The organism is Pedobacter roseus (genome assembly GCF_014395225.1).
Lineage (GTDB): Bacteria > Bacteroidota > Bacteroidia > Sphingobacteriales > Sphingobacteriaceae > Pedobacter > Pedobacter roseus.
In genome coordinates this window covers 120,525-144,208 of the sequence record NZ_CP060723.1, presented here as the reverse complement: position 1 = coordinate 144,208, position 23,684 = coordinate 120,525, and the positions used below count along the sequence as shown (strand labels likewise).

21 protein-coding genes and 1 riboswitch are annotated in these 23,684 nt (G+C 42.0%); of the genes, 9 read left to right on the top strand and 12 right to left on the bottom strand.

The annotated features are described in order from the left end of the window. Positions 1–59 precede the first annotated feature (59 nt). From H9L23_RS00635 to H9L23_RS26450, 4 genes are all read right to left on the bottom strand, one after another. Positions 60–1,139 (bottom strand): efflux RND transporter periplasmic adaptor subunit, encoded by a 1,080-nt coding sequence (locus H9L23_RS00635; protein ID WP_056095304.1) that lies wholly within the window; start codon positions 1,137–1,139, stop codon positions 60–62. Between the two features lie 12 nt (positions 1,140–1,151). Next, positions 1,152–4,373 (bottom strand): efflux RND transporter permease subunit, encoded by a 3,222-nt coding sequence (locus H9L23_RS00630; protein WP_056095306.1) that lies wholly within the window; start codon positions 4,371–4,373, stop codon positions 1,152–1,154. 7 nt (positions 4,374–4,380) lie between these two features. After that, on the bottom strand, positions 4,381–5,772 hold the full coding sequence (locus H9L23_RS00625) for a TolC family protein (protein WP_056095310.1): 1,392 nt from the start codon (positions 5,770–5,772) through the stop codon (positions 4,381–4,383). 1,544 nt (positions 5,773–7,316) lie between these two features. Beyond that, positions 7,317–7,481 (bottom strand): four-helix bundle copper-binding protein, encoded by a 165-nt coding sequence (locus tag H9L23_RS26450; RefSeq protein WP_235526111.1) that lies wholly within the window; start codon positions 7,479–7,481, stop codon positions 7,317–7,319. Between the two features lie 401 nt (positions 7,482–7,882). Beyond that, positions 7,883–7,951: riboswitch (Fluoride riboswitch) on the top strand. 42 nt (positions 7,952–7,993) lie between these two features. Here H9L23_RS26450 and H9L23_RS00615 point away from each other — a divergent pair. The 4 genes from H9L23_RS00615 to H9L23_RS00600 are packed head-to-tail and all read left to right on the top strand — an operon-like array spanning position 7,994 to position 11,609. Continuing rightward, complete coding sequence (locus H9L23_RS00615; RefSeq protein WP_187593151.1) at positions 7,994–8,542, top strand: phosphatase PAP2 family protein; 549 nt, start codon at positions 7,994–7,996, stop codon at positions 8,540–8,542. A gap of 9 nt (positions 8,543–8,551) precedes the next feature. Continuing rightward, positions 8,552–8,965: an EamA family transporter gene (locus H9L23_RS00610; RefSeq protein ID WP_008245453.1), complete on the top strand. Its 414-nt coding sequence runs from the start codon at positions 8,552–8,554 to the stop codon at positions 8,963–8,965. A 58-nt stretch (positions 8,966–9,023) separates the two neighbouring features. Beyond that, complete coding sequence (gene eno / locus H9L23_RS00605) at positions 9,024–10,298, top strand: phosphopyruvate hydratase (protein WP_187593150.1); 1,275 nt, start codon at positions 9,024–9,026, stop codon at positions 10,296–10,298. Between the two features lie 18 nt (positions 10,299–10,316). Then, on the top strand, positions 10,317–11,609 hold the full coding sequence (locus H9L23_RS00600; RefSeq protein WP_008245455.1) for a voltage-gated chloride channel family protein: 1,293 nt from the start codon (positions 10,317–10,319) through the stop codon (positions 11,607–11,609). Between the two features lie 160 nt (positions 11,610–11,769). Here H9L23_RS00600 and H9L23_RS00595 read toward each other — a convergent pair whose 3' ends face one another. From H9L23_RS00595 to H9L23_RS00585, 3 genes are read right to left on the bottom strand one after another with little or no spacing between them, the layout of a single operon-like run. Then, the gene (locus H9L23_RS00595; protein WP_008245456.1) at positions 11,770–12,159 is read right to left on the bottom strand and encodes a YidH family protein; all 390 of its coding nucleotides are present in this window, start codon (positions 12,157–12,159) and stop codon (positions 11,770–11,772) included. Between the two features lie 40 nt (positions 12,160–12,199). Further along, positions 12,200–12,706: a hypothetical protein gene (locus H9L23_RS00590; RefSeq protein ID WP_056095394.1), complete on the bottom strand. Its 507-nt coding sequence runs from the start codon at positions 12,704–12,706 to the stop codon at positions 12,200–12,202. Continuing rightward, entirely contained in the window at positions 12,699–13,643 is a 945-nt protein-coding gene (locus H9L23_RS00585) for a LysR family transcriptional regulator (protein WP_317175278.1), read from the bottom strand. The genes H9L23_RS00590 and H9L23_RS00585 overlap by 8 nt, the downstream gene beginning before the upstream one ends. A 99-nt stretch (positions 13,644–13,742) precedes the next feature. Between H9L23_RS00585 and H9L23_RS00580 the strand changes: the two genes are divergently transcribed. From H9L23_RS00580 to H9L23_RS00560, 5 genes are all read left to right on the top strand, one after another. Then, a complete protein-coding gene (locus tag H9L23_RS00580) occupies positions 13,743–14,828 on the top strand; it encodes a c-type cytochrome (RefSeq protein ID WP_187593149.1) in 1,086 nt (361 codons plus the stop codon). 19 nt (positions 14,829–14,847) lie between these two features. Beyond that, positions 14,848–15,303 carry a DsrE family protein gene (locus H9L23_RS00575; protein ID WP_008245470.1) on the top strand — a complete coding sequence of 152 codons (456 nt, stop codon included), beginning with the start codon at positions 14,848–14,850 and terminating at the stop codon, positions 15,301–15,303. Positions 15,304–15,322: 19 nt separating this feature from the next. Next, positions 15,323–16,243, top strand: a complete 921-nt coding sequence (locus H9L23_RS00570) for a molybdate ABC transporter substrate-binding protein (protein WP_056870676.1) — start codon at positions 15,323–15,325, stop codon at positions 16,241–16,243. 11 nt (positions 16,244–16,254) lie between these two features. Further along, entirely contained in the window at positions 16,255–17,004 is a 750-nt protein-coding gene (locus H9L23_RS00565; protein WP_008245473.1) for a substrate-binding domain-containing protein, read from the top strand. A gap of 117 nt (positions 17,005–17,121) precedes the next feature. Beyond that, a complete protein-coding gene (locus H9L23_RS00560; RefSeq protein ID WP_008245480.1) occupies positions 17,122–18,108 on the top strand; it encodes a YeiH family protein in 987 nt (328 codons plus the stop codon). Positions 18,109–18,114: 6 nt separating this feature from the next. On the opposite strand, the gene H9L23_RS00555 is transcribed toward H9L23_RS00560, so the two are convergent. The 5 genes from H9L23_RS00555 to H9L23_RS00535 all read right to left on the bottom strand — a co-directional run bounded on the left by H9L23_RS00555 (position 18,115) and on the right by H9L23_RS00535 (position 23,615). Then, the gene (locus tag H9L23_RS00555; RefSeq protein WP_056095402.1) at positions 18,115–19,506 is read right to left on the bottom strand and encodes a beta-propeller fold lactonase family protein; all 1,392 of its coding nucleotides are present in this window, start codon (positions 19,504–19,506) and stop codon (positions 18,115–18,117) included. A gap of 3 nt (positions 19,507–19,509) precedes the next feature. Next, the gene (locus tag H9L23_RS00550) at positions 19,510–20,034 is read right to left on the bottom strand and encodes a DUF305 domain-containing protein (protein ID WP_158526315.1); all 525 of its coding nucleotides are present in this window, start codon (positions 20,032–20,034) and stop codon (positions 19,510–19,512) included. Positions 20,035–20,198: 164 nt separating this feature from the next. After that, on the bottom strand, positions 20,199–21,395 hold the full coding sequence (locus H9L23_RS00545; protein ID WP_008245487.1) for a sulfite oxidase: 1,197 nt from the start codon (positions 21,393–21,395) through the stop codon (positions 20,199–20,201). 544 nt (positions 21,396–21,939) lie between these two features. Next, on the bottom strand, positions 21,940–22,143 hold the full coding sequence (locus tag H9L23_RS00540; protein ID WP_187593148.1) for a hypothetical protein: 204 nt from the start codon (positions 22,141–22,143) through the stop codon (positions 21,940–21,942). A gap of 17 nt (positions 22,144–22,160) precedes the next feature. Then, a complete protein-coding gene (locus H9L23_RS00535; protein ID WP_187593147.1) occupies positions 22,161–23,615 on the bottom strand; it encodes a recombinase family protein in 1,455 nt (484 codons plus the stop codon). Positions 23,616–23,684: the final 69 nt, after the last annotated feature.

Genomic DNA, 23,684 nt, shown 5'->3' with positions numbered 1-23,684 from the left:
TTTTCTTATCTGACTAATAAAAAGATTTGCCGGGCGGCTAATATCCGCCCGGCAATGTTTTATAGCGTCTGACCGCTTTTGATCTCATCGTTCGCGGGCGAAATAATCTCTGTCCCGGCTTTGATGGAACCAAAAATCTCGGTCATCTCTGTTCCCTTCATCCCTTCCTTAATGTCAACGAGCTTGGCTTTACCATTTGCAATTTCCACTACGTACTTCCGTTCTGTAGAACGCACGATAGCAGAATTAGGCACAAGAAGCGAAGTCGCACCGGATTTAAGCGGGATTTCAACCTCGGCATACATGCCGGCCTTCAACCTGTTATCTTTATTGGCCACGTCAACCTCGACGATTTCCTGGCGCATGTTGCCCAGTGAATTTGCAGACCGGCTGATCTTGGCCTGGCGCTGTTCCCCCGGCAGCGCATTGAAGCGGAACTTGACCATCTGGCTTAGGTCCACTTTGTCTACATAATCCTCAGGTATAGAAACTTCAAGCCTCATGTGGGTCAGGTCCTGCAATACCAGCATGGGTAGGTCCGAAGATTTGCCCGCCGACACCAGTGCTCCCGGTGATACATTCCTGTCAACGATCACCCCGTCAAAAGGCGCATATACTTTCAAGTAGTCCTGCATGGTACGTACGGAGGATACATTTGACCGCTCAGCCTCCGCTATGGCCTTATCTCCTTTCATCCTGGAAAGCGCATTATCAAGTTCTAGCGGAGATACCGAACCTTCCTCTTTTGCTGCTTCTTTCAGACGTCTGTATTTCTCACTGCTCGCCGATGCGGTCTCCCGTGCCTGCAGGTAACGGGAATTTGCCGATTGCAATTGTGATTCGAGTTCCGGTGCTTCCAGGGTCATCAGCAGCTGGCCTTTGGTCACCTTAGAACCCAAATCGACCAGTATTGCTTTCACAAAACCATTGGCCTTGGGAAAAATGTTTACCTGGTTGAAAGGCTTGAGCACCCCGGGAATGCGGGTAAAACTGGAAAGGGCCTCTTCTTCGACCTTTGTGGTTTCATATTTGGCTTCCTTGCCGTTTTTTTCGGGACTGATGTTCACGGGCTTCTGGTTTCCGCCACACGCGGCCAGAGTACTTATAATTATTATGATGGGAATGAATCTGGTTTTCATGTTGTTTATCTTTTAAATTCTTGTTTTTCTAGGCATTAGGTTTGGTTCTTTTAAGCTGCTTTTTTTCTGTACCCAGGCGAAAACCTGCGGAAGGATGAAGAGCGCGGCAAGGGTTGAAAAGAATAGCCCGCCAATAACAGCCCTGCCGAGCGGCGCGGTCTGTTCACCGGATTCGCCCAACCCAGAGGCCATCGGGATCATCCCGGCTATCATCGCAAAACTGGTCATCAGGATCGGCCTTAAACGAATCCCGGCACTCACCACTGCCGCCCGGGTAGAATCCTTGTAATCCAGCCTGAGTTTTTCGGCGTTGGTCACGATAAGTATCGCATTGGCCACTGACACCCCGGTGGACATGATCATCCCCATGTAGCTCTGTAGATTGAGGGTCGAGCCTGTAAGCAATAATGCGGTAAGCGACCCAAGGATTACAGCAGGAACGGTCGAAAGAACCGTCAGCGAAAGCTTGAAAGACTGGTAATTGGCCGCAAGCAGCAGGAAGATCACCAATATCGCAAAAGCAAGTCCGCCCTGAAGAGAAGATAGTGTTTCAGTCAACAGGCTCGACATACCTTTCACTTCAGCAGTTAGTCCCTTAGGAGGCGTGCCTACGGACTTTAGTGCCTTTTCTACATCAGCAGTTGCCGTTCCAAGATCCTTTTTATAAATGTTTGCGCTCACGGTCAGAAAGCGTCTTGGCCCGGAGCGGTCATATTCTCCTGGAAGGTAACTGGTATTGAAAGTAGCGATGTCGCCCAGTACCGGACTGCTCTGCCCTTTAACCAAAGGAATTTCTTTGAGCTCATCCATTGTATTCATGACATACTCTGGAACCTGTACCTGTACCTGGTAGGTATAGGCGGTTTTTTCATCGAGCCATTGGTTCTTCTCAGTAAATCGGCTGGATGAGGTACTTGCAGTAACTGACCTTGCGATATCAACCACGTTCAGCCCAAACTGCGCCGCCTTTAATCTATCAAGGGTAATAGAAACCACGGGAATGTGCAGGGGTTGAGCAATCTGGATATCACGGAGGTAATCTATTTTTTTAAGTTTAGAGAGCACCTTATTAGCGTAAGACTCGATCTGGTCCATATCTTTTCCTGCTACTCTGATCTCAATAGGAGTTGCAGCGCCTTGGCTCATAATCTTTTCGGTCATGTCAATCGGCTCAAAGGTGATACGTAGGTCAGGAAGTTTATAAGCGATGTTCTTTCTCAGCGCATCTTTCAGCTCATCCATATTTACCTTATAATCTTCATCAAGGTTCACCTGAAGCACAGCCTCATGGGTACCGGTATTGAAGATATATAAGTTACTTGTTCCGTAACTACTCGGAATAAGCCCAACGTATCCCGAACTAACTGCGATATGGTTATCTACTGTCTGATTGATAATGGAAAGTACCTGCTTAAATTTCTCCTCGGTGCGCTCTAATCTGGTACCGTCCGGCGCTTTGATGCGGATCTGGAACTGTCCGTTATTGAGCTTTGGCATCATATCCTTTCCAATAAAAACAAATCCCAGTCCTGCAAGAGAAATCACCAGAACTAAATAAATCCCGACAATACCTTTTTTCATCGGCATCCACCGCTGGATGATTGCCATAAACCGCACCTTCACCCTTTCAAAGAAATCATTTTTTTCCGGTTCATCCTTTTCATTTTGCAGATGCTTTTCTACCTGCTCTCCTTGCCTCTCGTCCAGGGCCTCTCCTGCATGAGCATGGATCTTACCATGGTCATAGTGCTGGTAACGTTCTTCGTTTATCATCCAGTTGGATAGAATGGGAACTAAGGTCTGGGCCACGATGAAAGAGACAACCATGGTGAAGCCAATCGAAAGGGATAGTGGCAAAAACATCGCCTTTGGTATACCGTTCATCATAAAAGATGGTGCAAATACTGCCAGAATACACAGCAGGATGAGCAGCAGCGGGAATGCGATTTCTTCACAGGCATCGTAAATGGCTTCGCGTTTGGGCTTGCCCATTTCCAGGTGCTGATGGATATTTTCGATCGTCACCGTTGCCTGATCGACCAGGATCCCTATTGCAAGTGCCAGACCGCTCAAGGTCATGATATTTATGGTCTGACCGAACATGCCTAGTAAAAGCACCCCAATTAAAATCGATACCGGAATGGTGATCACCACGATAAGACTGCTTCGCAGATCACGCAGGAATAGCAACACCATTAGGCCCGTTAATAGTGCACCAAGACCACCTTCAGTGATCAGGCTTTTTACCGAGTTGATAACGGCAACAGACTGGTCAAATTCATAAGAGATGTGGACATCGTCCGGCAAGAGGCTCTGCATTTCGGGGATTTTGGCCTTTAAGGACTTTACCACTGACCAAGTCGAGGCGTCTGCTGTTTTGACCACAGGAATATACACAGACCGTTTCCCGTTGATCAATGCATAATCCACGGTAACATCCGCTGCATCGGCAACCCTTGCCACATCCCTTACCAATATTGAAACGCCGTTTTTTGTAGCTATTGGAATGTTGTTGAATTCATCGACCGTTTTAACCAGGGAGTTCATAGAGGTCACCATCATGGTATTGTCCAACCTTAGATTTCCCGAAGGAGACATGACATTGAACTTGGATAAAGCCCCTACCACCTCGTCCGGAGTCAGATTATAACTCCTTAATTTGCTCGGATCTACACTAATGGTAATCGAGCGGGAATTGGCACCGAATGGCGGTGGCGCTGAAAGCCCTGCGACAGAGGAAAACATGGGCCTGATACGCGTTGCCGCCATATCATAGATTTCTTTCAGACTGCGGGATTTGGCCGAGAGTACAAGCTGGCCTACTGGCAGTGAAGAGGCATCAAAGCGGACCACCTGCGGAGGCAAAGCGCCTGGAGGGAAGAACTTCATGGCCCGGTTAACCTGCAAGGCAACCTGGGCAGAAGCCTCTGCCATATTGGTGCTTTCATAAAAACTCAGCTTTAGCATCGTCAAACCCTGAATGTTTTTGGCGGTAATATTCTTAACGCCATTAACATAAAGAAACTGATCCTGTAGACGAGTGGAGAAGAAGCCCTCCATCTGTTGTGGAGACATACCTCCGTAGGATTCAATAACATATATTGTCGGCGAATTAAGCTGGGGGAAAATATCTATTGGGATCTTCAGCGCACTGAGAACTGCAAAGAGCAGTAAACTCGCGGTGATCACCACTGTTGTAATCGGCTTTTTCAGGGCCGAGGTAACCATTGACATATCTTTATTATTTTAATGTGTTTAACAGTGAATCTACTTGGTTGGTGGCGATAGCCTTTTGAAAAAGCGCCCGGATGTACAGATATTTTGCGTTGACAAAATCGGTTTCTGCACGGTAAAGGATGGTCAGGGCTGCATTGAGCTCAATGATGTCGGTCAGCCCGTTCTTATAAAGCGAGAGCTTCTGGCGATACCCTGCGGCCGCTGCCTTTAGCTGGTTTGGTATTTCATCGAGTCTTTTATGCGCGGTACTGATCTCAAGGCCTGCCTGAAGGGCGGCATTTGATAACATTAGCCGCTCCTGCTGTAGTTCCTTTAAGTAAAAATTGCTACTGGCCTTTTGGGTCCTAAGCTTCAACTGACGCCTGCGCAGATCAAATAAGTTATAACTGATCCCTACGCCCACGAGGTAATTTTCCCGTTGCCATTCCAAGCCATTCGAGAGACTGTTGAAATTATCATTGGCATCAATGCTTGATCCCCTTGACCAGGCAGCAGCTTGCAGGCTTACCTTTGGATTATAGGCTTTTTTGACCAGGTTTTCCTTCTCAACGCTGCTTAGATAATTGCTTTTGTAGAAATCAAGCAGCGGATGGCTTGAACTGTCGGTCAACTTTACCGATAGGTTTACCTCAAGCGATTTTAGCCGATCCAGGATCGTACTGTCAGCGACAATACTTTCCGGATTTAGCCCGCTGATTGCTGCAATGTCGAGCTGAACCTGTCTGTAGGTATTGTCCATTTCAATATAGTTCAATCTTGATTTGGAGAGTTCGGCCCCTGCGATACTGGTATCCACACCCGGACGCACACCGCTTCTGGCAAGGGATAAAATCGAACGGTTGATCTGCTCATTGCGACTGATATTGCTTGCTTGAATGGATAGCATGTCCTGAAGCTTTAGTAGACTCAGGTAATCATCAATAGCGATGGCCCTTGTCTGGTATCGGCGCTGGGCAAACTTGGATCGTTCAACGACAAGTTCTGATTTGGCGACTGCATTCTGAGCTTTATAGGCACCAAAATTATAGACCTCCCAATCAAGGGAGACAATACCAAGATTAGTAAGTGTAGCCTTGGTAGTGCTTTCAGTCCTAACACCTCTGGAATTGGAAGGAACAATACCAAAGGCCATGTATGGCCCTGCAACATTATTGTTTGAGCCCAGATCTGCCTGATAATTAAGCTTCAGATTTGGAAGGGCATTCGCCGCGGTCTCTCTTAACTGGGCGGCACGTATATCAACTGTTGCTGAATCAGCGGCCAGTGAAGGTGAAAAAGCGGTCACGTGATCGATCAGATCAACGATCCCGATGGGCTTTGGGGAGGTTTGGGCATGGCTTTCCAGCCCCATATATAAAAGTGGGAACAAACAGAAAATCTGTTTAATACGGATCATGTCTTTAAATTAAAATTTAAGGAAAAAGATTTGACGGACGTCTTGGACAGGAAACACGGTGATTAACCGGCCGTCGTCACTTCATCATTTGAAGGACCTGTCAATAAAAGAAAATTGAGATAAATCTCAGATCCGAAAGACCTGGTTGGAAATATAAATTGGGACTGATCCGGCAATCCTGTATCTGATCTCAAGAAAATACCTGTTTAGGTTAGAGGCTAAAAGCGAAAGCCCCAAAAATAAGATGACGCCGATAAGAAAAGCTTCCAAAACAGGAAGCACGGTTTTCTTGCGTTCATCAAGGATACACTTAAATTGTCTGGTAATTTTTGAATCCTTTCCAAGCGGAGAAAAGCTACCTTTGTACTGCGCAGCTGATTTTATTCCCCGGGCGGACTCTAAAAGGGAGAGGTTGGATAAAAAAAAGATATTGCCCAAAGAGATAATCAGGTACAGCAAGACGACTCCAATTATAGAGCAATTTGGTACCTGCTTAACTTTCAAACCCTTCAAATTTAACAACCTAAATATATAGGCGCTAAAATCTGCATTAATCTAAAAAGATGAGAGGATAAACCGCAACAAAACCGTTACAAAATATCAACAAATATTAGGTTACGATATTTCTCACCCTACTTTCGATTGTCATCGAATAATTTCTTTTTCCTATACTGTCCCTCCATCTTGTTGTTCAAAACTTTATCAAAATTAACCACAGCTTCACAATGCTCAAAAAGGGTCGAACTTCCGCGGGTTGACCCTACTAAGTGGCAATATGAGGCATCTAAAAAGTATGCCTCTTATTTTTTAAACATTAAGAACTTGAAAATAAGTCACTTACAATAGATTAAATTGAATTTTTCGGTTCGAACTTTTTAGAATTTTCCCTAAAATTAAGATATACCGCAACTATTTATAAAACACCAATTGTCTAGACATCAGTGTTGAACTCCATAAACTGCTATCTAATTAGCCAAATAAGCATGTGGATTAGTTTCAATTGCGAACATCGATCAGCTTGAATATTATTCAATTATAGGATAAACGGGGGGAAATCCGTTTGGTCTAAATTTTTTTACAATTATGCGCAAATGCCATGTAGCTTGCATTTAATTTAGAAGGTACATACCCTCGGTTTAACAACGTGATTGATTTAACACCGCCATTGAAATGAAATTTGTATTTTTTGTTTTTTGAAATAATTTGATGAAGCGGGAATTGAAAGTTCATGCATTATTTAATGCATTCCTCAACTCGCATCTAGCCTTCATTTTCATAGAATTCGAATTATCAAGTACTCATCATCAAAAACTGAAATTCTTATTTGAATAATGGAATGAGTTTATGAGAATCATATCCTAAAAAACCCATTTTTTTAAGGCTAGAGAAAGGACATACCAAGAACAACCTCAAACCTTGGTAAATATCAAATAATGAGGGAATAATGAAAATAAAATGAATGGAATAAATTTGCCTATTTATAAAAATGAAAGGGCAACTAGAATGCTGCCCTTAATCAATTAATGCTCACGGTGATTGGCATCTTAAGCAGCTACTCCTGTCATTCTTCTGCATTCTTCCGCACAAGCCTTACAAGCATCTGCACATTCCTGACAATGCTGGGTATGATGATTACTACACTCATCTCCGCATTGCTGGCAAATATCTGCGCAAATACGGCAAATGTCTTGAGCAAAAGAGCTACCCATACTCATCAATTGAGCGGCAGAGTAGCAGATGGCTGCACATTGCATATCAAGCTCAATACACCGCGCCATCATTTTCACGTCTTCTTCCTGAGTGCATGAACTTGCACAATGATTGCAAATTGAAGCACACTTTAAGCATGCATCAATACAGTTTTTCCATTCATGGTATCCCATAACTTTAATTTTTTAGGGTTATAAAAAAAATTCCTATATAGATAACATGGTTATTTCCAGGCGGTTTCATTTTGTTTAAGAAAAGCTTTAATCCCGTGATATGATGCTTGTTTAAACGGTAGAAGAATAAGAAACTGGTTCTCGTATTCAAATAAGGAGGAATAGTGATAAATTAAATTCTCAACACCTACTTTAAGATTTTGCACATCATTTTATTAGTATTATATTTGCAATACGGAAATGGTGTCCTTCCGATTCAACCGCTTTTTTCAAAAGCTGATGGCGCCTACAATAGAAATTCCAGCAGGTAATAAAATCTGCCGGTCAAAGTATTGTAGGTGAAAAAATTAAAAATAAATTCTCAACTCTTATTGCTGGCAGCTATCTTAATTGCGCTTGTCTTACTTTGTCTGTCTGCCAAAGTGAGATCAGTGTTAGCAATGGTCCTGCCGGTTGAAACTGAATGGTTCTTGTGGATAAATCAGCACCATAATGCATTCTGGGATACGATCATGTACTGGGCCAGTGATAAGCGTTTTTGGCTTCCTTTTTATGCCTTCATTATTTATTGCCTCTTCCAGAATTTCTGCAAAAAAATTTGGCAGGTTCTTATTACCATTGCGCTACTAGTTGCTAGTGCAGATCAGATTGCTTCAGGACTGATTAAAAACACCGTTAAGCGTCTACGCCCTTCCCATGAACCGAATCTAACTACGATCATTCATTTAAGTAAAGCAGGTGCGGGTGGGATGTATGGATGGCCATCCGCTCTTTCATCACCTATCTTCAAAAGCATTCTTTCCGCTGGTTCGGCATTTACCGGATCATTGCCGGAGCAACGGTTCTTGTACTCATTACTTTGGAATTATTCAATAACGGAAAATTAACATAAAACTATGTGGTGGATCTACGCGCTATTATCAGCTTTCTTTGCTTCCCTTACGGCCATCTTTGCAAAAGTCGGCGTAACCAATGTCAATTCTGATTTGGCTACTGCCATACGAACGGTGGTAATACTGATTGTAGCCTGGGGGATCGTAATGGCCAGAGGCGAACTTAAAGGAATTACGGAACTGTCAAAGCATAACCTGCTATTTCTTTTTTTATCTGGCCTTGCCACCGGCTTGTCCTGGATATTCTACTACAAGGCTTTGCAGATCGGGAAAGTGTCCCAGGTCGCCCCTGTTGATAAGTTGAGTGTTGCCCTAACTATTATACTTGCAATGGTGTTCCTGAAAGAAGCTCTTACCCTGAAAGTATTCTTTGGTGCCCTGCTGATCATTGGGGGAACACTGGTTTTGATCTTTTGAGAAACTCAATTATTTGTAAGCAACCGAAATACTAAAAATCAATATAAAACAAAAAACTATGAAATTAACTAAAATTCATGCCCGTGAAATTTTGGATTCCAGGGGCAATCCGACAGTAGAAGTCACTCTTAACGGAACAACAGCAAGGGGTATTTCTCCATCCGGGGCAAGTACGGGTGAAAAAGAAGCCGTAGAGCTTAGAGATGGTGATCCAGAGCGCTATAATGGTAAAGGCGTGGAAAAAGCAGTAAAAGGGATTAACGTCGAAGTCGGCAAATCAGTCACCGGCTTATCCTTTGAGGGTCAGCAGGCCTTCGATGATCATATAATTGGTCTGGATGGAACCGAGAATAAATCAAGGCTCGGCGCAAATGCGATGCTTGCGGCCTCAATCGCCTTCGCCCGGGCTTCGGCCGTTGCAAAAGGGATTCCCTTGTATAGGCAGCTAGTGGAAAGGGAAGGTTACGTAATGCCCGTACCGTGCATGAATGTCATTAATGGGGGAAGGCATTCTGATAACAACATCGATTTTCAGGAATTTATGATTGCCCCTCATAACGCCCCCTCGTTTAAGGAAAGTATCCGTATGGGCGAAGCTGTTTTTCATTCCCTGAGAAGTCTGCTAAAAGCGAAAGGCTATTATACCGGAGTTGGTGACGAAGGTGGGTTTGCGCCAAATCTGAGTTCTAATGAGGAAGCCGTCCAAATCATCATGGAAGCGATACATATTGCCGGTTTTGCTCCAGGCAAGGATATTTCCCTTTGTCTTGACCCAGCGACCAGCGAAATGTGGAATAATGGAAAATATGAATTTTATAAAAGTTCTAAAGAACGGATCACAACAGATGAAATGATTGGCTTTTGGGAAGGATGGTTAAAAGAGTACCCAATTATCCTGTTGGAAGACGGGTTGGGCGAAAACGATTGGGAGGGATGGAAAAAGCTGACCAGCCTTTTGGGAGACAAAGTGGAATTGGTTGGAGATGATATATTCTGCACCAACCCGAGTATTATCCAGCAGGGAATCGACCAGGGCATTGCAAACAGCGTACTGATTAAATTGAACCAGATCGGTACAGTTTCCGAAACGCTAAAGGCCGTAGAACTAGCCCAAAAAAACGGTTACAATTGCTTTATTTCTCACCGCAGTGGTGAAACTGAAGACACGACAATTGCGGATCTGGTTGTCGCTACCGGTGCGGGGCACATCAAAACAGGAAGTGGCTGCCGCTCTGAAAGGGTATCTAAATTTAACCAGTTGCTTCGGATAGAAGAAGAACTTGGTGATAGGGCATCATTTGCAGGAATCAATACTTTTTATAAAAAATTATAAATCAGCCGCTAACCTACAATGAAACATAATAAATTTTTATTTGAACACCTTTCGGTTTTTAAATATGCGGTTCGATGGACGCTGCTTATACTTCCTGTTGCCATTGCAATAGGAAGTATGGTTGCCTTGTTCCTTTGGCTGCTAGGCTGGGCCATTCACTTTCGCTTTCAGCATACCTGTCTCATTTTTCTGCTACCTTTAGCAGGTATTGTGATCCACCTGATTTATCAGTCAGTTGGTAGGTCCTCAGAAAAAGGAAATAACCTGATCATGGATGAAATCCATAGGCCGGGTGGTGGAGTGCCCAGGCAGATGGCGCCAGTAATCTTAATAACTACAGTGATTACCCATTTGTTTGGCGGATCGGCTGGAAGAGAGGGAACCGCGGTACAAATCGGAGGAAGCATCGCAGGAATGTTTAGCCGCTGGTTTAAGCTAAATGAGGTAGACACCAAGATGCTCCTTACCGCGGGAATTGCAGCCGGGTTTGGGGCGGTGTTCGGAACACCGCTCACCGGTGCCATATTTGCAATGGAAGTTCTGGCCATTGGAAGAATAGAGTACAAGGCTTTACTTCCCGCATTAATTGCCAGCGTGCTTGGTGATCTTACTGTCTCTGCCTGGGGCATCCATCATACCGCTTATCACATCGATCTCATAGAGAAAAGTGCCTACTTTCTATCTGAATACCTGCCGGTAAACCTACTCCTGCTTAGTAAGGTTATTCTAGCATCCACATTGTTTGGTCTGGCCAGCTACCTGTTTGCTGTAATGGTGCATGAGATCAAGGCCTTTTTTTCTAAAGTATGTAAGATCCAGTGGCTTATTCCTGTTATCGGTGGTCTGATTATTATAGGCTTGACTTACGCCATCGGGAAACCGGATTACTTAAGTTTGGGCGTGGATAGCGAATACCAAGGAGCCGTTACAATTCCCTCTGCTTTTCAGCCTGGTGGAGCAGATACTTGGAGCTGGTTATGGAAGACCATTTACACAACTTTAACATTAGGAACTGGATTTAAAGGTGGTGAGGTAACGCCTTTGTTTTATATTGGCGCAACATTAGGCAATGCACTTTCGACCTTATTAAATGCTCCAGTTAGTTTGTTTGCTGCCCTTGGATTTATTGCTGTTTTTGCTGGTGCAACGAATACACCCCTTGCCTGTACGATTATGGGTATAGAACTTTTTGGTAGTGAATACACCATGTTTTTTGCGGTAGCCTGTTTTACAGCCTATTTTTTCAGTGGCCATTCAGGTATATATTCTTCACAGCGTATTGCGGTACCCAAAATATTTACGGGAACATAAAATATTGACTTATCCTGTTCCTGTGGATTATCATAAAGAGGTGAAATTTTTATAAGATCCTTGACCAATGCAATCAGCAATTTATATCAAAAAACAACGCTATATCGACCGCTTTCCTTCCTCTCTTTTCTAAAGCATCAAGTACAGATGATTTAACTGCCTATGTTGTTTTAATAAGGTAGAGCAGTAAAAGTATACTAGCTATGAAAACTAAAGCGGTTAAAACTTTAACAAAAAGTGTTGAATGGTAATACACCCCCTGATTCAATTGTTCTTTCGTTGAATTATATCTTAAGTAAGAACAAATGATAGTAATTGCTCCCAGGGCAACTAGAAAAATCCCGATAATGCGGGAATCTCCGGTTTGGTGCAGGGGCACTTTACTCCCCAGTGCGGCACTGATCTGCTTGATAAATAGCGAGAATTTCATCACCACGAAGCCAAATCCCATGATACCAATACTGGTTCTGATCCAGGCCAAAAATGTTCTTTCATTAGCCAAATGGTCTCCTGCATGCTGTTTGGTGTTTTCCTGATCTTGAATTTTCATCTTGTTCTGTATCGGTATATTACAGCAATATATTTGCATGTTATGTCAATATCGATGCCAGTTTGGAGATGATAACCCTGGTATCCCGGATGCAAGTAAGCCTGTTTGATTCAGTGCCGGCAGGATAGCAGGTAACTGCAATTTCTTCGATAAACGATAAGCCTGATAGGTCAATAGATTCTTTAACCTCTTGTTCAATGCTTTTCATTAGGATCATGATTAATCGGGGTTGATATGTTCTGATTTTATGAGCTAATTGCTCTATTCCCCCCTGCCTCTGGTTTTTTCTGATTTTAACTGACGATTTATCAATAGGTGTACAAGTTAGATGTTCCAAAAAGCATCCCGTGCCTTTAAAGAACTGCAAAAAATCTTCTACAGATTTAAAATCGCCAAATACCTCACTAAATGCAAGATAAATTGTTCGAAACAGATTAGTATTTCCCAGGTAAAAATGTTTATCGTCACCTCCAGGAGCTTCAGAAACAAAGAGCAGCAGCACTTTAGCTGGCTGATATTGCCTCGAAATTTCGGTAACACTATACATTATAGTTGTAGCTTTTAGCGAAGCGCATAAATAGTTCCGCCAGAGCGTCCTGCTGACCATGAAGCTGAATGAAATGAAACGGCCTTTCGATAACCATATCCTTGATATCTATGATGCGGCATTCATTATTCTTGAGCTCTTTCAATATGGAGTGGATAGATAAAAAAGCCAGGCATTTGCTGTGAATCAAATAGGATTTAATGCTTTCGGTACTACCTAACTGCATTTCTATATTTAAGTCCCCCACCTTTATCTGGTGTGCTTTTAAAGCATATGCAATAACATCTAGTGTACCAGAACCAGGTTCACGAAGTAATAAATCATAATCCTTCAACTCATTCGGTTTGATCATTTCCTTTTTCATGGCATAATTGTGACCAGAACACACCAGCACCAGCTCGTCTTTTAGATATTGTTCGTATTTAATCTGTGGGTTCCGGGAGATGCCTTCAATGATTCCAAAATCTATTTCCTTAGCAATCAAACGCTGCTCTACATCTTCTGTGTTTCCGGTAACCAGTTGAATTTGTATATCCTTAAACTTATTGTGAAACTGTGCCAATACAGGTGGAATGATATATTGTGCCACAGTACTGCTGGCACCAATCCTCAATATTCCTTTATGCTGTTTAGTAAGTAGATTCATATCATATTCCAGTTCCCGGTAAGTTCCAAAAATCTGTTCTGCGTAATGCAACAATAATTCGCCGGCTGGGGTGAGGCTGATTTTTTTGTTTCCACTGCGTTCAAATAATGACATTTTGAACTCCTGCTCTAATTCTTTAATGTGTTTGGTTACAGCAGGCTGACTGATAAATAACTCTGCCGAGGCCTTTGTAAAATTCAGCCTTTTAGCGACAGCATAAAATACTTGCAAACGGAAATCTATCATACACGGTTTTAGTAGATAACCTAAGATACAAACAATTTGTTTCAACGGGTACTGACATCATAACCTTACGTTATCATCAATAACTTTTTATGCTTTTTCTGATGAGTAGAATAAATGCACATTTGTAACAGAAAAATATTGGTTATGAATAAGGAATCAACAGAAAAAGAAATCAGACAAGCACTTATATATACAGCCAGGACAACGGCTATCATTGCGTTTCTATTTGTTGCTTGTGGAACCATTTTCATCTGCACTTTATTTTTTAATGGGCAGCCAGATGTAGTGACAGCAAAAACCAAACAGGATGTGGAAACCGGTATAGCTGCTGTTAACGTCAAAAGCCAGGTTGTACCTGCTGATGCCTGGAAAGCGCCTGATGAAAATACGATTCCGGCGGACACCAAGTACGGCCAGATGATCAGGTATGGCAAAGAATTAATAGCACATACGAGCAAATATTTTGGGCCAAATGGATCCATAGCCCGTATTACAAATGGTATGAATTGTCAGAATTGTCACCTCGAGGGTGGAACCAAACTGTTCGGAAATAATTATGCTGGTTTTATTTCCAGTTTTCCTAAAATGAGTGGCAGATCAGGAAAGGTTGAACCTGCATCGGCACGTATTGCAGAGTGCTTCAATCGAAGTCTTGCAGGCAAAGTACCAGACGAATCTAGTAAAGAGATACAGGCAATGCTGGCTTATATGAAATGGCTTGGAACAGGTGTAAAAAAAGGGGAGAAAGTGTTTGGAACGGGAACCGAAAAATTAAAATTCCTGGATAGGGCAGCGAATGTCAAACATGGAGCGATTTTATATACCAGTAAATGTCAAAGTTGTCATGGTGCAAATGGTGAGGGAATACTCGATGAAGACAAACTAACTTATGTTTATCCGCCATTATGGGGCAAACACAGCTACAATGATGGCGCAGGGATGTATAGACTCAGTAACTTTGCGGGGTTCGTAAAGAACAATATGCCATATGGTGCCAGATATGGAGATGCGCGGTTAAGTGATGAGGAGGCCTGGGATCTCGCTGCTTTTGTGAACTCACAGCCAAGACCACATAAAGATCAGGGAAAAGATTACCCTGATTTGTTAAAAAAACCTTTTGATGCGCCATACGGACCATATGCCGACAAATTTTCTGAAAATCAACATAAGTATGGTCCATTTGCACCAATTGTAACCTCCGAAAAACAAGTAAAACTAACAACTAAATAAATCATCAAAATCTAAAATCATGAAAAAAATAACCTTAATCTGTACATTATTTTTGCTGATCGCAGCAACCTCGGCCACTTTTGCCCAAGCTACACCTGCTAATTTTACAGGGGCAAAAGCCACCCTGAAAAATTATAAGGCACTGTATGTAATCAATAACGGTGATGAGAAAAAGATTGCAGGAACACTTCGAAACCTAAAAAATGCACTCGACGATCCCAGGTTAAAAGGGAAAATCAATGCAGAACTTATTGCCTTTGGAGATGGCGTAGCTGTTTACCAGAAGAACGGATCTTTTGAAAAAACATTGTTAGAACTGCAATCCAGAGGAGTAATTCTTGCACAATGTGAAAATACCGTCAGAGAAAGGAAAATCGAAAAAAATACCTTATTTGATTTTATCAGTTATGTACCCAGCGGCAATGGTGAAATCATCATCCGTCAATATCAGGGATGGGCAGTTGTACATCCTTAAACCAAATAATTAGAAAATCATGAAATATATAAATCACACCTTTTTAGCCACAGTTGCATTTTTATTGCTTTGTGGAAATGTTAAGGCCCAGGATCATCGCTTTGATCCGCCCTGGAATACTCCACCTGAAAGTAAAGTTCAGTTCACAGTACCTGGAGTAGACAATGTGCCTGATCTTTTTGGAGACATTAATGATCCCCAACTGGTGGTTTTCTTTGCCGGTAACCAGTTTATGTGCATTGACGAATTAATTGCAGCCTTTAAAAAGTCATATCCACATTATCAGCGGGTATTTGCCGAAACGCTTCCCCCAGGCATTTTAGCCCAACAAATAAAAACCGGTAGCATTGTGGTGGGCAACATGAGAATTACCTTAAAGCCGGATGTTTATACAGCTGGTAAGAACCGGATAGACATGACCCCTGAATGGTTTAGCAAAACGACTTTATATGCTAGAAACAGGTTGGCAATCATGGTCCAAAAGGGAAATCCGAAGGCATTGAAGTCACTCAAAGATTTAGCAAATAAAGAGCTGAGGATCAGTATGCCCAATCCAGAGAATGAAGGGATCGGTAAACGTATTGAAGAAGCCTATGTGAAAGCTGGAGGGGAAACATTAAAATCTACCATCATGGAAGATAAAGTTAAAGATAAGACTACTTATCTTACCATGATCCATCATCGCCAATCACCAATGAGGATCCTATACAACGAAAGTGACGCCGCTCCAGTATGGTATACTGAGGCCTACTATCAGAAAATGATTGGCCATCCTGTTGAGCTCATTGAAATTCCTGAAAAAGAGAATATCCATGCGCAATATATAGCGGGACAGTTAAAAGATGCGCCACATCCGGCCGCTGCAAAAGATTTTATGGATTTTTTGATCAGTCCGCAGGCTGCTGCCATCTACAAAAAGTTTGGTTTTGATTTACCTTAAACATAAACACAATGAAAAATATATTTTTAACCATATTGTCAGTCGTTGCTGTAGTGACCATTGGGAATGCACAAATCCCAAACGATACTTTATATGTCTATGGTCCCGGTGGGCCGCTCGGACCGATCAATGAATGTGCGAAGGTTTTTGGAAAGCAGCATGATATCGTAATTAAAGTCACTGCCGGGCCAGATAATGAATGGATGCCGGATGCAATGAAACATGCAGATCTGTTCTTTGGAGGAGCAGAATACATGCTTTCAAAATTCATGTCTGACCACCCAAACATGATAGTGGCGAACTCTCGGACAGAGTTATATAAACGTGCGGCAGCGATCCTGGTACGGCCCGGCAATCCTAAAAACATCAAAAATCTGGGCGATCTCTGTAAACCAGGTGTGAAAATTCTTGATGTGAATGGGGCTGGGCAAATGGGGCTTTGGGAAGATTTGGCAGGTCGACAAGATCTGATTGCAAACATACAGCAGCGTATAGCAGGTACATTTGCAAATTCGGCATTGGGTATTGCTGCATGGAAAAATGATCCTCAATATGATGCCTGGATAACATTTGGCTCCTGGCATAACCGTTTACCAGACCTCACCTCAATGGTTAGGATTCCTGTTACACAAACAGTCTATAGAGGTACACCTGTAGTGAGGGGTAGCACTGGTACGCATAAGTCGGAAACTGAGGATTTTATCAAGTTTATGCAATCCGATAAAGGACATCTCATTTTCAAAAAATGGGGTTGGGAATAAATAATGTCTAAAAACTTATCTTCTATAACATGAAGTTATGGAAGATAAGTTTTAATGATTTGATCGGGGTTTATTAGTTATGGATCTTTGAATTAGAAAATAAAGACAATCAAAATTATGACACAAATCAAAGACAATTCAAATTCTTCTAAAATAAAGGCGGGTAACCTGCTAAACTTAAATTTAAACACCCGTAAAATTATCTTCATCCTGGCAGTTTTGCTGTGCCTCTTTCCATTTATGTCGCCTCCTTTAGCCTTATTGCTAGGATTAGTATTGGCGCAACTAATGGAACATCCCTATCTGCATTTAAATCACAAGGCCACAAACCTGCTGCTAAAAATTTCTGTTGTCGGGCTAGGATTTGGAATGAATGTATTCAGTGCAATGAAAGCAGGAAAAGAAGGCGTACTGTTTACCGTAGTTTCTATTTTCGGAGTGCTTATCATTGGTTTTATCCTGGGAAAAGTATTTAAAATAGAACGTAAAACATCTTTTTTGATATCAGCTGGAACGGCGATCTGTGGTGGAAGTGCTATTGCTGCATTGTCGCCTGTAATGAACGCAGAAGAAAAACAGATCTCCGTTGCAATGGGTACTGTTTTTATACTCAACTCGGTGGCCTTATTTCTTTTCCCCGCTATCGGACATGCGCTTAACTTGTCACAGTCACAATTTGGTATGTGGTGTGCCATTGCTATTCACGATACCAGTTCTGTTGTTGGGGCAGCCAGTAAATATGGTGAACAAGCACTACAGATAGCCACAACTGTTAAGTTAGCCAGAGCACTATGGATTGTTCCCGTAGCGTTTGGTACATCTTTCCTGTTCAAAAGCAACAATAGCAAAGTTAGTATACCCTATTTTATAGGGCTATTTATCCTGGCAATGATCGCCAACACCTACTTACCTTTTATTAAGCCTTTTGCGCCCTACTTTGTAGCATTAGCAAAAGCAGGCTTAACTTTAACCTTGTTCCTGATAGGAAGCGGACTCTCATTTACTATCTTGAAAGCAGTGGGGATAATGCCACTGTTACAAGGCGTAATTTTATGGATAGTAATTTCAAGTGCTGCATTATGGGCAGTTATATCTTTGGTTTAAAATACATTAGTTACTGATCATCACCAGCTTTTTTGAAAGATCATCAATAAGAACCACATGTTTATAATCGGCGCCACCTGTTCCTACACTCTTAATTATCCCCGAGGATTGACCGCTAAAAGCTCCTTTTTCATCGGTCTTAAAAGAATTGATGACATAATCTGCGTTAAACGTATCATTTGAGGAGTTGGTTAACGCTAAAGTATACGAAGTATTTGGCTCGAGTTTTTTAAAGTCCTGTTGGACAAGATCAGTCAAGCCTACGCTTCTTACGTTTAGCATGCCTGATGACATTGAATTATCCTTATTCATCAATTTAATCACCTGACTTTTGTCTGCAAGATTAAGCGGGGTTAAATTTTCTTTTGAGGCATTTGCAGGGCTGGCATTAGCGGCGTACAACAATGCTTGCGGACATTGTCCAATAGCAATGGTTTTTACAACGGCCATTTTTACCAGATCAACCACTTGTACCTGGTCATCATTTTCTAATCCGACATATGCAAATTTACCATCTGCCGAAGTCCAGACGCCATGTGGCAATGATCCTGTCGCAACGCTATCAGTAAGCTTGAAATCTTGTGAAACACTAAATACTTTTAAGCTGTTTTCTCCGCCAATGGTTGCCAGCATCACAGGTGAATCATTAACTAAAGTAAAAGTGACATGGTTGGTAATTGGACCTGTATTTAGTACTGTATGTATCGTATTTGTCTCCGTGCTGATGACAGTGATCTTCCCTACATCCTTATGTGTCAATGCAATCCATTTCCCATCAGGACTACAGAATATATTTGGAGAAAATGGACTAACTACTGGAATACGCTTTACAATAGCATAAGAAGTTGCATTCACTACATCCACTTCTGCAGTAAAGCTGGAACAAATATAAGCCCATTTTCCATCTGGAGTAAAAGCAACCATTCCCGGGCCGTCGGCTACTGGAATTTGCTTGATTTCAATCAGTTTATTTGCATCAATTACGCTGATATACGATTCTCCTCTTACCGATATCCATGCCTGTGATCCTGAAGGGTTAAAGGTTGCCTCATGCGGTGAACGTCCGATATAAACAGTTTTTAAAACTTTATTTTTTGCTGTTGAAATAAAGGTTACTGAATTTGATCCAATGGAAACCGCTGCTAGTAATTGCCTTTTAGGGGAATAACCCAGGCCATGAACCAGGGCCTGTCCCTTATATAGAGGACTTAAGATATCAGGTTGGGGTTTACCAAGAACAATATTTCCTAATAGCGTTTGTGTTGAGGGATCTAAGACAGAAACCGTATTAGATATCTGATTGCCTGTATAAACCCTGTCTTGGGCATAGATTGATTGTGCTTTTGATTGTAGGGCAAAACTGAATATTAATAGCGTAAACAAGGATATCTTTTTCATATGTTAATGGGAGTTTGTAAATGTCTTCATTTGTTGGATTTCTATCTGTTCATCTGAGATAATATTCTCGGCCAGTCTTTTTACATTTTTATTTTTTCCATACCGCAACTCAACTTTAGCCATGTCGATGGCAGCCTGATGGTGAGGAAGCATTATCCTTGCAAAGGACAGATCAGTATCAGACAATTGTTTTTCTTCAGGCATTTGTTCCATCATCACTTTCATCATCTTCTGGTTGGCGTTTTGATGTTGGTTGCCTGTAGCGATAAATCCTTCAGGATGGCTGAGCAGGAGTCGCATTTGCTGAATCTGGGTTTGTTGCTCAGCTTTGATACTTTTAGCTAGCTGAATCATTTCTTTATTTTTTCCGGTCTTAATCTCTTCTTCTGCCATATCAATAGCACCCTGGTGATGTGGGATCATCATTTGTATGAAATCTCTGTCTGCAGATGTGGTAGCTGATATTTCATCCATCTTCATCATCATATGAGCCATTTGCCCAAGGAAGACATTTTTTTTAGTTGCCATTTGCATGTGTTCATGTTGTGCTCGTGCAGAGAAACTAGCAAATAGTAGAAGTATAGACGTGAATCTGATCATGGTTTGATGTAGAATATTAATTGTGATAAACTGTTTATGCCAAACAAGCCTTATGCGATAACCGCAAGATCCTGAAATTTGTTCTTATTGAGCTATATTACATCTACATCAATTGGCGAGATAAAATTAACCATGTAAGTTCTTCTGTCTAAATCATGCTCCATGGGTTGCGTTTTGCCATTTTGATCTGTCGCTCTAGCCATTAAACTATATCTTCCAGTCTTAGCAGGAACCACCCATTCAAATTCAAATAGCTGCCAGGCGAAAGGGATAGCAGGACCAATTAATTTTGCTGGTTGCCATGAATTTCCTTTATCCGTGCTTATTTCTACTTTCGATAGGTTACTATCACCTGACCATCCTGCACCCCTTACTTGATAAGGTTTTCCAGCCGGCACCGCTTCAAACAATACCGGCCTTGATATTTCAGACTTAACCAATGTAGTGGTTACGGGCGTCAAGGTAGGTAGTCCTTCAACACGCTTCCAGTAAGCATATTCAATCGTCTGCCAATAGCCATCAAACGGCTTTTCAGATGCAGTAATTTTCATCAGCCATTTCACAGATGCCATACCATACCATCCTGGAATAATTGCCCTTGCCGGGAAACCATGTTCAGCACTCAATGGTTTTCCATTCATTTCATAGGCGATGATGATGTGATCCTGCATTGCTATATTTAACGGAATGCTTCGGGCGAATTTGATTTTTCCTGGTGATTTCGGCTCTTCTGTAATCATCCCCTCATCATTCCCTTCCAAAATAATGTCTACCGTACCCACCTTTATGCCAGCCTTCTTTAACAATACGGATAAAGGTACTCCTGTCCATTCAGCATTGCTGATCCCACCTTGTTCCCATCCTAAACCCTTCACTTTTGGGGCGAGGTTAGCACGTCCGTTTCCGGCACATTCTATAGTAGCCATTACCTTTTTTGCAGGAAGCTTTTTAAGTTCGCTCAGATTGATCTTTATGACATGATTGGTGTTGCCGCCAATCTCTAATTCCCAATTTGTAGCATCAATATTGGGAATATTAAAATGACTCCTGATGAAGAACTGGTTATTTGGAGTAATCCTGTTTTTTAACGTAGGAAATGGAAACTCCATATTTAATGGCTTTTTCTCTCGCGTAATAAGTCCTGGAAAGTCATTGTCTTCTCTGGTTTGTTGAATCTCCTTCGCCGAAGCCCAGGATGGTATTGTTGCGCCAGCTATCACCGGGATAATTCCAGTAACAAAATTACGTCTGTTTAACGTGTAGTTTTGTGATGTTTTGTCGTTTTTCATTTCAATAAATGTAGGTGATTACAATATAGCCAAAAATCTCTCATAGGATAACTTGTATTCTTCCTTTTTCTTGATGGTTGAAAGGAAACAACTGTAGACTTTACTTCATCGCTGGCCTGCTAGAAAAGACACAATAGTTCTATAACTGTTTATCAAATACTCATCTCAATTTCTATCAAAAAACGGTCGTTTCTTGATAATACAAAAATGGGCGAAACAATTCATTGAAGAGGCTATTGGAATAGATTTCAAAATGATAAATTCCTTGGTAAAACTTATAGTAATTTCTTTTTACGATACTGCCTTTCCACCTTATTGTTTAACAAATTCTCAAAATCAACTATCGCTTCGCAATGCTCATAAAAGTTCGAACTTCCGCGGATTGACTTACCATAAGGAAACAGCATATCTTTGTTGTTTCCTTTTTTTATACCCATAAATCACTATACAACAATTAGTTGTACCCCTCCCATTACCGGTTCGACATTTTCCAACCAGCTAACCTATACCAAAACAAATTTGGGCCTAAAAAAACCTATCAAGGCTACGCTAGGTAACTATTTGACTTGTTCGACTTTTCCTTCCCGATCTCGATATCCTCCAGTACCATTTTTCTGTTATGGATCTTGGCAATGAGGTATAAGAAACTCAGTATTACCGCAACCTCTTCATCATCAACCTCTATTCCATTTTTGGCAAGCAACGCTATCGCCTTACTCCCAGAAACCTTTCTGTCTATAAAATCCATCTGATTTCCCCATTATACTATTTATAAACCACTACCTTCGAAAGCGCAACATCATGGCCTAAAGACACCTCGCTTTTATTCAAGTCTATTCCAACTGGAGGAAAAAAGCTGACCAATTGCTTTTTATCCGCTGTATCGAGATTATCAAAGCCCCGAAATACATCTATCGAATTCCGGAAGCCAAGCCGCCGTTGCTCTTCGATTGTCTTTAGTTTGATGGCAACGTCACAAAGCTCCTTCTTTATAACCCCAGTAATCCTCCGAAATTCATTTTTCATTTCGCTATAGTCGTCGTATTTCAATATGTTCTCCACAAACAGTTTCCTCGCTCTGGATAGCATTGTCTCCTGCTCGACTAACTGACGCCGAAGTGCTTGTCTTTCGTAAAGAAATCCCGTCTTTTGCGTATCAACATTCCAGTCTGCAAGAATGGCGACGAACAGATCACCTACCATTTCTGATAACTGTAATTTCTGGAGCTGGTCCCTGTAGCTGTCATTTAGCTTATCCGCCCTTACCCTTGCCCTACACCCCTTGCGGCAATGATAATAGGCATATTTTCGAGTATTGCCTTGGGAAAAACTTCCCGTAAGCCTCTTGCCGCATAGCGGACAGACCAGAAAACCCGTAAGAAAAAAAGTGGACCTGAAATCGGTCCTTATCGTACTGACCTTTCTTTTGGTATTGATGACATCCTGCACCTCGTAAAAAAGGGCTTCGGGTATCAGTGGCTCGTGTATTCCTTTTATCATAACAATCTCCCCATTTCCTAGCTTAAGCGGAATCAGGCCACAGTAAACTGGGTTACGGATAAGTTTGGAAAAATTTGAGCGTGTACTTCTCAGGCCTTTGTTCACCGCCATCTCGCTTAAGTGCCCAATCTTATAGATATTCTTCGCAAGCTGACGGAAAACCCATCTTATAATCCCGCTTTCCGGCTGTTTTGGCAATATGATCTTGCGGCCATCCAATGATGCCGTGTTCACATATCCCACAGGAGCTTTATTGGGATACCTACCCATCTCCTTGGCCTTTCTGATTCCATTTAAGGTATTCATCGCACGTCTCGTGTTTTCCGCCTCTGGGACTGAGAGGTAGATGGCCAACATCACCGAGCTCTCGGGAACGGAAAGGTCTATCTGCTGATCGATGGCCATTGCTGAAACATTGAGCTTTCTGAGAATGCCCAGCATTTCATACGCATACTGGATATTACGGCTGAACCTGTCCCACTTGATGAAAAAGATATTATTTTCTTCCTTTCCCCTGCCCTTTCTCAATTCGGAAACTAGCTTCTTCCATTCTGGTCGGTTGAAGTCTTTGGCGGAGAAGTCCTCCCGGTAGACACCCTTTACGCAGATATTGTTCGATTCACAGTATTTGATCAATCGATCTTCCTGTTCGGGCAGAGAATAGCCCCTTCTTTTTTGTTCATCAGTGCTTACACGGACGTATAGATAAGCTGATTTCATAATGTTGGAACATTTGTTTCAACTATATAACGGCTAAATATCGCAATGAAATAAAAAAACTAGATTATT